Genomic DNA, 12,414 nt, shown 5'->3' on the forward strand with positions numbered 1-12,414 from the left:
AACTGCTTGCCGGTCTTTTGTCATCGGCCCGCCCGCAAGGCCCTTACAGCAGCTAACTCCCAGCTGTAAGTGACTGACTTCACATTATTTTTTATTTGGCTGAAACAGCTGGCACGAAAATCGCTCTAAACCATTATTGCCGCACTTTAGCGCCAGAGGTTTAGCGTTTATGGTTCCTCCCAACTCCAACAACACAATCGATTTCGATGCAGCCAAGCTGCAGCGTCTCGGTTATTTGATCAAGCGAAAGCAATCCCTGCAGCCGCTTAATCTTGCGCAGCTGCGCCAGCACCTTAATCTACAGCTGCAAACCAGCCTGGATGCAGAGCGCACCCTGAATCTGTTTTTCAGTGAAATTCAGCGTCTGGTCATGCTCGATGGTTTGTCTTACCAGCATAATGTCAGTGACCTCAGCCTGGAGTTTGGTCAAACAGTCGGCAATGCCGCCAGCTATCGCCTAAGCCATGAAGGTGAATACCTTGGCGAATTGGTATTTCGCCGCAAACTGCGCTTTAGCGAAGACGAGCTTAAACAACTCGAAGCATTGCTTGGCAGCTTGCTATACCCGCTGCGTAACGCCCTGCTTTACCGCACCGCCATCCAGAACGCATTGCGCGACCCGCTGACCAATACCGGCAACCGCATTGCAATGGAGCAAATGCTGCACCGCGAAGTGGATGTTGCTCGGCGCAATCTACAGCCGCTATCGCTGCTAATGCTCGATTTGGACCATTTCAAGCAAATCAACGACACCCATGGCCATAGTGTTGGCGATGAAGTGCTCAAGGCTGTGGCGACCACCATCAAGGCGCAGCTGCGCAACGTTGATATGATTTTCCGCTACGGCGGTGAAGAGTTTTTAGTGCTGCTTTCAGGCACCGGCCGCGACGCCTCGGCAATGGTTGGCGAACGCCTGCGTCATTCGGTTGAGGAACTGCAATATGTCACCCAAGGCCAGCCAGTTGCTCTGTCGATCAGCCTTGGCGGTGCCAGCTTATTGCCCGGCGAATCAGACGAAAGCCTGCTGCGCCGAGCCGATAACGCGCTCTACGTATCCAAGCGCGATGGGCGCAACCGCTTAAGCATGGCCGGCTAAACTGCTCCACCGGGTGGTCGATGCTGTTGTCGGCCACCATTTGTGGCCACAAATATTCAGAATATTTGCAAAACCATGGTGGGCAAGCTTCGCCTCGACTACCCAAATATCCTTAGCGCAACCCACAAAATGCAAAAAGGGTCGCACCAGGCGACCCTTTTCTACGCGCTAGAGGCTTATGCCTTTGGCTCGGGCTTACGTCCACGACCAAAGCCTGGACGCTGACCTTCAGCTGCAGGTGTACTGCGACGCTTAGCCGGCGCAGCTGCAGGCTTACGCCCACCACGTTCGGCTGACTCTGTGCGCGGCTTGCCCGAGGTGCTCTGCTTTCTGACGTCGCTTGGACGCTCAGCAACTGCAGAGGACTTGCCCGCACCACCGCGCGACTGATCACGTGAACCACGACCAGAACGTACGTCGCCGTCAGCCGGGCCACCATGCGCTGGGCGCAAGGTACGCGCCGAGCGCTCGCCTCGACCGACTGGCTTGGCTGACTTACGCTGTTGACGATCCAGCTTATCACGCGCCTTTTCTTTCATATCGGGCAAGGCTACAGGCTTGAGGCCGACTTCTTCACTGAGAATATCAACTTCGCGCTGACCCATTTCACGCCAGCGGCCCATGGTCAGGTCGGAGGTCATAAATACCGGGCCGAAACGCACGCGCTTCAAGCGGCTAACCACCAAACCCTGGGACTCCCACAGCCGACGCACTTCACGATTACGGCCTTCCATCACCACGCAGTGATACCAGTGGTTATAACCTTCGCCGCCCGGTGCTTCTTTGATGTCGGTAAATTTGGCCGGGCCATCTTCAAGCATGACGCCAGCCTTCAAGCGTTCGATCATCTCTTCATCGACTTCACCCCGTACACGCACGGCGTACTCGCGGTCCATCTGATAGGAAGGGTGCATCAAACGGTTGGCCAATTCACCGTCGGTGGTGAACATCAGCAAGCCGGTGGTGTTGATGTCCAGGCGGCCAATATTGATCCAGCGGCCTTCTTTCGGGCGCGGCAAACGATCAAATACGGTAGGACGGCCTTCAGGGTCGTCACGGGTGCAGATTTCGCCGTCGGGCTTGTTGTAGATCAACACACGACGCTGGGACTCGGCAGCCTCTTCGCGCTTGATGACCTTGCCATCAATGGCAATGGCATCGTGCAAATCAACACGCTGTCCCAAGCTGGCTGCAACGCCATTGACCTTGACACGGCCTGCGCCGATCCAGGTTTCGATCTCACGACGTGAGGCCAAACCCATACGCGCCAGGACTTTCTGCAGTTTTTCGCCTGCAGGGCTTATTTGTTCAATTTCTTCACTCATCTGGGCACCTCCCGGTGTTTCTCTGTGATAGGACGACATCTCGTCGAGGGCGCGCATCATACGCGCCCAACGTAGGGCGGACAACGCATTTTTGTCCGCCAGAATCCGTGGAAACGTCACTGCGCTTGGTGGACAAGCTTCGCGTGTCAGTCCCGATTAATAACGGCCGCTAAGCTCATCGGCAATGGCCGCCTGCAAGGCGCGTTCAGCTTCGGCTTCTTCGTCCAGCTCTGCTTGGACAGGATCATAGTGTGGCACATCTGCCGGAACCTGCTCGACAGGCACATCAACCGCTTGATCCTCGGGCGCTTGCACATCGGCTAAGGGCTCATCTGCAGGCAGCGGCTCAAGGTCATCAAAGTCGGTTTTGAGGCCTTGTTCCATATTATCCAGCTCGGCCAACAGACTGCTAAAGCTGGTTTCTTCAAGGATTTTCTCAGACGGACTCTCGGTTTCGACTTCGCCTTCCTCACCCGCCAACGCCAGGTCTGCACGGGCTTGCAAGCTAGCCGGCACAGGCGCTTCGCCCTCGGCATAGCCCACGAACTCGGGCTCTGGCTCGACAGCTGACTCCAGCTCTCGCAAATCAGCCAAAGGCGGCAGTTGATCAAGGCTTTTCAAGTTGAAGTGATCGAGGAACAGCTTGGTGGTTGCCAGCATGGCTGGCTTGCCCGGCACATCGCGGTAACCGACCACTCGAATCCACTCACGCTCAAGCAGTGTTTTAACAATATTGCTATTCACTGCAACGCCGCGAACGTCTTCGATTTCACCACGGGTAATGGGTTGCCGGTAGGCGACCAGCGCCAGGGTTTCGAGCATGGCCCGTGAATAGCGCTGCGGGCGCTCTTCCCACAAACGCCCAACCCAGGGCGCAAATTTCTCTCGCACTTGCAGCCGGTAGCCGGTAGCCACTTCAACCAGTTCGACCGCGCGACCTTTACAGGCTTTGCGCAACACCTCGATGGCTTTCTTGAACACAGCGGGATCTGGGCGCTCAGCTTCCTCAAACAACTCATAAAGGCGTTCGAGCGATTGCGGCTTGCCCGAAGCCAGCAAGAAAGCTTCAAGCAAGGTGGCTAAGTCTTGAGGTTCATTCAAATTCATTTATTTGCTCAGCTCGCGCCCGGACGTGAATTGGGCCATAGGGCTCATTTTGCACTAACTCAGCCAGCGATTCCTTGATCAACTCAAGCACCGCCATAAAGGTCACCACTACGCCTAAGCGCCCTTCTTCGGCCAGAAACAAACCGACAAAAGGCACGAACTCACCGCCTTTGAGCCGCTCCAGTACATCACTCATGCGCTCACGGGTCGAGAGGGTTTCACGGGTCACTTGATGGCTCTCAAACATATCGGCGCGGCGCAACACATCAGCCATCGACAAGAGCAATTCTTCCAGACTGACATCCGGTAACAGCTTGCGCGCTTTGGCTTGCGGCGCATCCAGACGTGGCACTGTCAGGTCGCGGCCAACCCGCGGGATAATATCCAAGCCTTCGGCGGCGGCCTTGTAACGCTCATACTCTTGCAGGCGACGGATCAGTTCGGCGCGGGGATCGTCTTCTTCCTCATCAACACTGGCAGAGCGCGGCAGCAGCATGCGTGACTTGATCTCAGCCAGCATTGCAGCCATTACCAAGTACTCAGCAGCCAACTCCAAACGCACGGTGTGCATCAGCTCAACGTAACCCATGTATTGCCGTGTGATTTCCGCAACGGGAATATCCAGCACATCAATATTTTGCTTACGGATCAGGTAAAGCAACAGGTCCAGCGGGCCTTCAAAAGCCTCAAGAAAGACTTCGAGTGCATCTGGCGGTATATATAAGTCCAGCGGCAACTCAGTCAGTGCCTCGCCATAGACCTTGGCAAACTGCAGTTCTTGCTGGGCGTTGGCCTGATCGTCAAGGATCTCTGGCGTGGCTTGGCTCATCGGTAGTTCATGCCAAGCGCCTGACGCACTTCGACCAGGGTGTCGCGCGCTTCATCACGGGCACGCTCTGCACCGCTGGCAAGGATGCCGCGCACTACATCGGGATTATCTTCATAGTCAGCGGCGCGCAGCTGGATGGGCTGCAAATCCTGCTGCACCGATTCAATCAGCGGCTGCTTGCACTCCAGGCAGCCAATACCCGCACTGGTGCAACCTTGCTGCACCCAATCACAGGTGCTTTCACTCGAATACAGCTTGTGGAGCGGCCACACCGGACAACGCGCAGGTTCACCAGGGTCATTGCGGTGTACACGGGCGGGATCCGTTGGCATGCGTTTAATTTTCTCTTCCACCTGCGCTTCGGATTCGCGCAGGTAAATCGCGTTGTTGTGCGACTTGGACATTTTGCCGCCGTCCAACCCAGTCAAACGTGGCGCATCACTCAGCATCGCTTGTGGCTCGGGCAACAGCAGCTTGCCAGCGCCTTCCAAATAACCGAACAAACGCTCTTTGTCGCCCAGCGTGACGTTCTGCAACTCTTTAAGCAATGCCCGTGCGGTGTCCAACGCCTCACTGTCGCCCTGCTCTTGGTAAGCCTGGCGCAGGTGGTTGTAGAGCTTTGCATTCTTTTTGCCGAGTTTGAGGATTGCCGCCTCAGCTTTGGCCTCAAAACCGGGTTCCCGTCCATACAGGTGATTAAATCGCCGCGCCACATCGCGGACAAATTCAATATGCGCCAGTTGGTCTGAGCCCACCGGCACAACACCTGCGCGGTAAAGCAGAATGTCAGCGGCTTGCAGCAATGGATAACCCAGGAAGCCATAGGTCGCCAGATCGCGTCCCTGGTGTTGATCCTGCAACTCTTTGTAGGATGGCACACGCTCCAGCCAGCTCAGTGGGCAGAGCATCGACAGCAAAAGATGAAGCTCAGCATGCTCCGGCACCTGCGACTGAATAAACAAGGTTGTCGAGCTTGGGCTCAGGCCGCAGGCCAGCCAATCAACCGCCATATCCAGCACATGCTTGGACAACTGGCTGACATCTTCGTAATCAGTGGTCAGTGCATGCCAATCGACGATGCAAAAAAAGCAGTCATAGCTGTGTTGCAGCTGGACCCAGTTTTTTAGGACACCGTGGTAATGGCCAATGTGCAATTGGCCGCTTGGGCGCATACCTGAAAGTACCCGCCGCTCAGAATCTACAAGGTTCAAACCGGGTTTCCCGCTAAAAGCAATTACACAGACATTAGCAAGACACAGCGCTTAACGACAGCCTGTTAAAGCATCGAATTTTCAGCCTGCATCACACGCCGATTAATGCTTCAAAGATTTTCAAAGGGTTCCGGATCGCCGCAGCCCACCCGCACCACTTTCGGCTCATCATCCGCCAGATTGACGACGGTAGAAGCCGCCAAACCACCAAAACCGCCATCAATGATCAAGTCCACATGATGCTCAAGCAGTGAGCGCATTTCATAGGGGTCGCTCATGGGCAGTGTTTCATCCGGCATGATCAGGCTGACGCTCATGATCGGCTCACCCAATTCCTCAAGCAATGACTGAGCAATCGGATGGCTCGGGACCCGTAGGCCGATGGTTCTGCGCTTAGCGTGCAACATAATGCGTGGTACTTCACGGGTCGCATTGAGAATGAAGGTATAAGGCCCAGGCGTATGGGTCTTGAGTAGACGAAAAGCACTTGTATCAACCTTGGCGAAGGTGCTCAGCTGCGACAGATCACGGCAGACCAGCGTGAAGTTGTGTTTGTCATCCAATTGGCGCAAGCGCCTGATGCGCTCCAGCGCATTTTTGTCACCCAAACGGCAGCCTATGGCATAGGAAGAGTCAGTCGGGTAGACCGCGACGCCACCACCCCGGATGATCTCCGCCGCCTGTTTTATCAGGCGCGACTGAGGGTTTTCCGGGTGAACCTGGAAAAATTGACTCACGTTAGCTCCCTGCTCGTAAGGCTGCTGAATGTTGGACATGCTTAAAACGCGTCCATAGTGGCGAAAGGTCTTCAGGGACGGGACGGTACATACCCAGCTCTGACCAGTTGCCCGGGGCATGAAAATCACTGCCAGCGCTGACCAGCAGATCAAACTCTCGGGCCAATATGGCTAAGCCTCCAACTTGCTCAGCCGGCTGCATGCCATTACACACCTCAAGCGCGTGCCCGCCTGCCTCTGAAAATGCAGCGACCAAACGGCGGCGCTTACTACGAGTAAAGTCGTACTGCCACGGGTGCGCCAGACTAATCCATGCATCGGCTTGTTTTAATGTCGCCACAGCATCATCCAGGGCCGGCCAATGCTGCTTCACATCGCCCAACTTGCCTGAACCAAGCCATTTACGAAATGCCTCAGCACGATCTTTGACATACCCCGCCCGCACCATAAATTCGGCGAAATGAGGCCGGGCTGGCGCATTACCACTATCGCCCAACTCTTGCTGGATAGCCCGGGCGCCCTCAAGCGCTCCCGGCATACCTTTGGCCTCAAGGCGCTGACCAATTTCTGCTGCCCGCAGCCAGCGGCCATGGTGAAGCGCTTCAATGGCTTTATTCAACGCCGGCGCATCGCTGGCAAAGGCATAACCCAACACATGAATAGTCGCACCGCCCCACATACAAGACAGCTCGATGCCATTGACCAGCTGCATATCGTGCTCTTGAGCTGCAATACGAGCCTCATCAAGGCCTTCAATCGTGTCGTGATCGGTCAATGCCAGGAGTTTGACTCCGCGTTCATGTGCCCGCGCCACAACCACTGCCGGCGCAAGTGCGCCGTCGGATGCAGTGCTGTGACAATGTAAATCAACATCCATATGGGCACTATCTCAGTAATTTATGGTTGATATTATGCCGACAGATGCAGATTCTTGCTGACTTGAGTCGCAAACAGCTGTTTTATAAGCCCAGAAGTGCTGATTCAACGCTGTATAATTGACTCAATCTGCACTTATGTTTACGGCCGCTGCGCCCATTACGGAATAAGGACTGAAATGCTCTACGCCATTATCGCCACTGATGTCGAAAACTCCCTGGAAAACCGCATGTCATCACGCCCTGCGCACCTTGCCCGCTTGGAGCAACTTAAAGCAGAAGGCCGACTCATTCTCGCCGGTCCGCACCCAGCAATTGATAGCAACGATCCGGGCAGTGCAGGCTTCTCCGGCAGTTTAATCGTAGCTGAATTTGACTCTCTAAGCGCCGCGCAAGACTGGGCCAATGCCGACCCTTATAAAGCAGCCGGGGTGTATGCCCGCGTCGTGGTTAAACCCTTCAAGCTGGTGCTGCCCTAAGCACCACGTTGCCAAGCACGCGCCAACTCAGAACAAACTATTAGAGTAGGACAAAGGAGCTCCAATGCGCCCTACTAAGCTTACCTTGCTGCTTGCCATATGTTTACTACCGACTGCTCTGCGGGCAGAGCCCGAACCTGAAACGGCGCAAGCTAGGATAGATGCATTGGAGCAACGCCTCGCCTTGAGTGAAGACCAGCGCGTGCAGCTCAATGCGCAATTACAAGAGCAGAGTGCAGAGCGCGAAAGCATTCAGTTGCAACGCCTGCGCCAGGATAACCAGCGGCTGAAACTGCAACTTAAAACAGCCCAGGCTCAAACGCCGCCACCGTTGATCAGTGAACGCCAGCAATGGTTTGCGGTCGGAGCTGGCTCTGGCCTGCTGGGCGTTATCATTGGTGCACTTCTGCGTGGTAGCCGGCGTCGCCGCCGTGAATGGACGAATTAATGTGTCTCGTGCCTTACCCTGCACAACAGCAGGTAAGGCGCGACCGTGAACGAAACGAGAACAGACCCCAATCAACATGAGCCAACTGCTACTCATCGATGATGACATCGAGCTTTGTGAACTGCTGAGCCACTGGCTTACCCAGGAAGGCTTTGAAGTGACCGCTTGCCATAACGGCCAGCAGGCTCGCCAGGCCCTGAGTCATTCAGCTCCAGATGCTGTGGTGCTAGACGTGATGCTGCCGGATGGCAGCGGCCTTGAGCTGCTCAAACAATTACGCAGCGAGCATGCCGAACTTCCGGTGCTGATGCTCTCTGCGCGAGGGGAGCCACTTGACCGTATCCTGGGCCTTGAGTTGGGTGCCGATGATTACTTGGCCAAACCCTGCGACCCTCGTGAGTTGACCGCCCGCTTGCGTGCTGTGTTGCGCCGAAGCACCACTGCAACAGCATCAACACCGCAGCAACAGTCGTTGGGCGACCTGCAACACAGCCCTGCGCGCGGCGTCGTCAACATTGGTGAGACTGAGGTACTGCTGACACTCTCAGAAAGCAAAGTGCTTGAAGCCTTGTTGAATCAACCGGGCGAACCGGTTGATAAGCAAGATCTGGCGCAACTGGCCTTGGGTCGCAAACTCACGCTCTATGACCGCAGCCTCGACATGCATGTCAGCAACTTACGCAAGAAGATAGGCCCGCACCCAGACGGCCGCCCCCGCATCATGGCCTTGCGCAGTCGCGGCTATTACTACAGCGAGTAAATTAGCGCGCTCCTGATCTTTACGCTGCCTTTACCATTCGCTGACCGCGCTTGACCAAGCCCCGCATAAACTGAGCTCATCCGGTAACGAACCGGCCTTGAGATTAGGAGATACATCATGCGCAAGACATTAACTGCAGTATTACTCGCCCTGACTCTGCCTACACTGGCCATGGCTGCAACAGACGGCGCTCACCATGACGGTAAAGGCCCTGGTCACCGCGGTGCACACATGTTCAAAGATTTGGACCTGAACAAAGAACAGCGCCAAGACATGCGCAAACTGATGGGCGAACAGATGAAAACCCGCCACGACATCACCAAGCGCTACTTGGAAAAACTGCCAGAAAAAGAGCAACAAGCCATGAAGGCTGAGCTGAAAGCCTCTTTCGACAAGCAGCAGGCAGCAATGCGTAACCTACTGACTCCAGAGCAGCAAACCAAGTTTGATGAGCACCTGAAGAAGATGGAAGCGCTTCGCGCTGAAAAAATGAAGGCTAAAACCGAGTAACTAGCCTGAACACAGCCTCCTTGGCGAGGCTGATCACTTAATTGTTAAGCCCGACAGCTTTTTGCTCTCGGGCTTGACTGCATCTAGGAGAACCCCGTGCGGTCATTGTTCTGGCGCATTTTTGCGAGTTTCTGGCTGGCCATCGCCTTGGTTGCTGGCCTGTCGATGCTACTTGGCCGAGCACTGAATCAGGACAGTTGGATTCTCAACAACACCCCTGCCCTGCAAGGGCTCGCCGAAACCTGGACCGAGCGCTATGAGAGCGCAGGCAAACAGGCCGCACAGGCATTCCTCAGGCAGCACAAAGATCAATATCAAGTAGATGTGCAGGTGCTGGGGGAAAACGGCCAGCATCTGGTACCCGGTACGTTTCCACCGCGTGCCGAAGCCTTTGAGTCACGCCAGAAGAACAAGCGCCTGCCCTGGCGTCGCCTGACCACCGAATACGTCAGCCCAACGACTGACAAAACCTATTTATTCATTTACCGCATACCCTATCAGGTTCTTAACGGCTGGCACCGTGACAGCCTGCTCTGGCCGATCAGCGCATTGGTTATTGCACTGGTGGTCTTAACCGTATTCAGCCTGCTACTGACCCTATCGATAACCCGCCCCCTGAATCGTTTACGTGGCGCGGTGCATGACCTGGGGCAAACCAGCTACCAACAAAACAGCTTGGCACACCTGTCCAAACGCCGCGATGAACTGGGCCTGCTGGCAACTGACTTCAACCGGATGGGTTCACGTTTACAAGGCCTTATCGGCAGTCAACGTCAGTTATTGCGTGACGTCTCCCACGAACTGCGTTCACCTTTGGCACGCCTGCGCATTGCCATAGCACTGGCCGAACGCGCCGAACCACAGGAGCGTGAGAAGCTGTGGCCGCGCCTGACAAAAGAGTGTGATCGCCTTGAAGCGCTGATCAGTGAGATTCTCGAACTCGCCCGCCTGGATGCCAACTTGGGTGCTGTCCAACCAGTCAAGCTTGAAGAAGTGCTGCAAAAATTAGTCGAGTACGTGCACATCACCGCACCCGAACAGCAGGTCGATATCAATATCGCACCCGGCATTAGCCTTGATGGTTGGCCGAATATGCTTGAACGCGCCCTCGACAATCTGCTGCGTAACGCCTTGCGTTTCAACCCTCAAGGCATGCCGATTGAGGTTAAGGCGTACCCGAAGGATGGCGCAGTAATCATTAGCGTACGCGACTACGGCCCCGGGGTTGATGAGCAGCACCTGCACCAACTGGGCGAGCCGTTTTTCCGTGCGCCAGGCCAAACCGCTGCAGGTCATGGCCTGGGTTTAGCCATTGCCCGTCGCGCCGCGGAACGCCATGGGGGCAAGCTGGTATTGGATAATCATGCTCAAGGCGGTTTTTGCGCCAGCTTGATAATCACAACTCAGGCTGAGGCAAAATCCTGAAGCTATTGAGCCGTTGCTGAGCCGCTAGCGCGGCCAAGCACTGACGAAATCCTCGACATTCAGCGTCGGCGGAGTACGCAACTCACGCTCAGCGGTGCCCAGGTATAAGTACGCCACGACTTGCTCGTTAGCGGACAACCCCAGGCCAGCAGCCACATGTGCGTTGGTGGCCATATCACCCGTACGCCAGACCGCACCAATACCTTGAGCATGCGCCGCCAGTAAGATGCCATGAGCGGCGCAGGATGCGGCAATTATTTGCTCTTGCGCGGGGACTTTTGGCGACGCCTTCACGCTGGCGATCACCACAACCATCAACGGCGCGCGCAGCGGCATCGCCCGGGCTTTATTGAGCGCCTCAGGGCTAGGCTCTGCATCACCTGCCATTAGCGCCTCAGCAAACAGCTCCCCCAACGCCTGACGTGCATCACCCTCAACCGTCAAAAAGCGCCAAGGCCGAAGTTGCCCATGATCAGGGGCCCGCAGTGCCGCACGAAACAACACCTCACGCTGTTCTGCATCCGGGGCAGGCTCGCTCAAGCGCGGAACAGAAACTCGGTTTATAAGTGCATCTAGCGCGTCCATTGGTCACCTCAGGTAGAACATGAAGCTAAATTCTAGAGCCTGCGGCAACCGCTGTGGGAAAAACCTGAGATAAATCCTCGGATATAACCCAACCTAAGGTGCGAAACGCGCAGCGTGTCCAGCATGACTCATCAACAAACGCGCAAAAATCCCTGACCGAAATGATAGCCGTCGTAGGGTGGTCAACGCGAAGCTTGGCCACCACAGATCAAACACCGCAATGCTCAAGGTGAAGTCAGTTATCTGCTGGGCGCGGTGATAAATGGTGGCCGAAAAAGTGCCCACCACCCAAAAGCATCAATCACCCCACATACGCAAGGCCACCAAGACTTACCACCGTGGAGGTTGGATCAATAGCACGGGCTTTTGCAGCGAAAATGGTGGCCGAAAACAGCATCGACCACCCTAGTATTTCGCGGTTTAACCTAGTTTTTATGCCACCCGATCCGGCGACACACTCGGGGCAACCGGCGGCGTCAGCGGCGGCAAACCGTAAGCCTTTCGCGCATCATCACAACGCGGGTTATGCTCACCATTGGCCCAGGAAGCCTCAAAATCGCGGCACGGACTCGAGCGGTTTTCATACAAGGTACAACGCACGCCTTCGCCAACATCACCCAGCAGCGCGTTGCAGCGTGCTGGTTTATGCTCTGTACCACGCATGGCCACACGTTGCGGAGTAATCAATACCACTTGATCATCCGGCACCGTACCACCAGCAGACTGGCACTCGCCCCAAAAGAAAGACACACGAAAATACGCGCAGCAGGCGCCACACGTTAAACAAGGATTAGTTTCAGACATGATAATAAGAACTCAGAAACCGGCAAGGGCCGGCACCTCAGACTGTGTGAAAAACTACTGCACTCGACAATACAGCGTTATAAACAGACGAAAAATGCTCATTTAGAACACCTAAACTGCGCTTTTTCGCCTGTTAAAGCCTTGTCTTGCCTTCGTTCGTGACGTTTTCACACACCCTGACCTGGCGGCTATTCTATGCATACCGATGGCGTTGTAAAGCAAA

14 protein-coding genes are annotated in these 12,414 nt (G+C 55.4%); 6 read left to right on the plus strand and 8 right to left on the minus strand.

All coding sequences use genetic code 11. From position 1 onward, the window contains the following. The first annotated feature begins 169 nt into the window (after positions 1-169). Positions 170-1,096: a GGDEF domain-containing protein gene (locus ACIGCM_RS11510; protein WP_397502190.1), complete on the plus strand. Its 927-nt coding sequence runs from the start codon at positions 170-172 to the stop codon at positions 1,094-1,096. A 176-nt stretch (positions 1,097-1,272) separates the two neighbouring features. On the opposite strand, the gene rluB is transcribed toward ACIGCM_RS11510, so the two are convergent. The 6 genes from rluB to ACIGCM_RS11540 form a co-directional block, all read right to left on the minus strand. Then, positions 1,273-2,421 (minus strand): 23S rRNA pseudouridine(2605) synthase RluB, encoded by a 1,149-nt coding sequence (rluB, locus tag ACIGCM_RS11515; protein WP_397502191.1) that lies wholly within the window; start codon positions 2,419-2,421, stop codon positions 1,273-1,275. A gap of 156 nt (positions 2,422-2,577) precedes the next feature. Continuing rightward, complete coding sequence (scpB, locus tag ACIGCM_RS11520) at positions 2,578-3,528, minus strand: SMC-Scp complex subunit ScpB (RefSeq protein WP_397502192.1); 951 nt, start codon at positions 3,526-3,528, stop codon at positions 2,578-2,580. After that, the gene (locus tag ACIGCM_RS11525; RefSeq protein ID WP_397502193.1) at positions 3,515-4,357 is read right to left on the minus strand and encodes a segregation and condensation protein A; all 843 of its coding nucleotides are present in this window, start codon (positions 4,355-4,357) and stop codon (positions 3,515-3,517) included. The genes scpB and ACIGCM_RS11525 overlap by 14 nt, the downstream gene beginning before the upstream one ends. After that, positions 4,354-5,568, minus strand: coding sequence for a tryptophan--tRNA ligase (locus tag ACIGCM_RS11530; RefSeq protein ID WP_397502194.1), 1,215 nt, complete (start codon positions 5,566-5,568; stop codon positions 4,354-4,356). The genes ACIGCM_RS11525 and ACIGCM_RS11530 overlap by 4 nt, the downstream gene beginning before the upstream one ends. Before the next feature lie 110 nt (positions 5,569-5,678). Next, complete coding sequence (locus ACIGCM_RS11535; protein WP_397502195.1) at positions 5,679-6,305, minus strand: L-threonylcarbamoyladenylate synthase; 627 nt, start codon at positions 6,303-6,305, stop codon at positions 5,679-5,681. 1 nt (position 6,306) lies between these two features. After that, positions 6,307-7,182, minus strand: coding sequence for a PHP domain-containing protein (locus ACIGCM_RS11540; protein WP_397502196.1), 876 nt, complete (start codon positions 7,180-7,182; stop codon positions 6,307-6,309). Between the two features lie 177 nt (positions 7,183-7,359). Between ACIGCM_RS11540 and ACIGCM_RS11545 the strand changes: the two genes are divergently transcribed. The 5 genes from ACIGCM_RS11545 (at position 7,360) to ACIGCM_RS11565 (ending at position 10,802) form a co-directional block, all read left to right on the plus strand. Beyond that, the gene (locus tag ACIGCM_RS11545; protein ID WP_397502197.1) at positions 7,360-7,659 is read left to right on the plus strand and encodes a YciI family protein; all 300 of its coding nucleotides are present in this window, start codon (positions 7,360-7,362) and stop codon (positions 7,657-7,659) included. A 64-nt stretch (positions 7,660-7,723) separates the two neighbouring features. Next, complete coding sequence (locus tag ACIGCM_RS11550; RefSeq protein WP_397502198.1) at positions 7,724-8,107, plus strand: translation initiation factor 2; 384 nt, start codon at positions 7,724-7,726, stop codon at positions 8,105-8,107. A gap of 76 nt (positions 8,108-8,183) precedes the next feature. After that, a complete protein-coding gene (locus tag ACIGCM_RS11555) occupies positions 8,184-8,867 on the plus strand; it encodes a response regulator transcription factor (protein ID WP_397502199.1) in 684 nt (227 codons plus the stop codon). 117 nt (positions 8,868-8,984) lie between these two features. Next, positions 8,985-9,377 (plus strand): Spy/CpxP family protein refolding chaperone, encoded by a 393-nt coding sequence (locus ACIGCM_RS11560; protein WP_397502200.1) that lies wholly within the window; start codon positions 8,985-8,987, stop codon positions 9,375-9,377. A gap of 96 nt (positions 9,378-9,473) precedes the next feature. Next, entirely contained in the window at positions 9,474-10,802 is a 1,329-nt protein-coding gene (locus ACIGCM_RS11565; RefSeq protein WP_397502201.1) for an ATP-binding protein, read from the plus strand. Positions 10,803-10,826: 24 nt separating this feature from the next. On the opposite strand, the gene ACIGCM_RS11570 is transcribed toward ACIGCM_RS11565, so the two are convergent. Further along, positions 10,827-11,387: a nitroreductase gene (locus ACIGCM_RS11570; RefSeq protein ID WP_397502202.1), complete on the minus strand. Its 561-nt coding sequence runs from the start codon at positions 11,385-11,387 to the stop codon at positions 10,827-10,829. A 432-nt stretch (positions 11,388-11,819) separates the two neighbouring features. Further along, a complete protein-coding gene (locus tag ACIGCM_RS11575; protein WP_397502203.1) occupies positions 11,820-12,191 on the minus strand; it encodes a YkgJ family cysteine cluster protein in 372 nt (123 codons plus the stop codon). Positions 12,192-12,414 lie beyond the last annotated feature (223 nt).

It is taken from the genome of Pseudomonas sp. NPDC078700, assembly GCF_044542375.1.
Taxonomy (GTDB): domain Bacteria; phylum Pseudomonadota; class Gammaproteobacteria; order Pseudomonadales; family Pseudomonadaceae; genus Aquipseudomonas.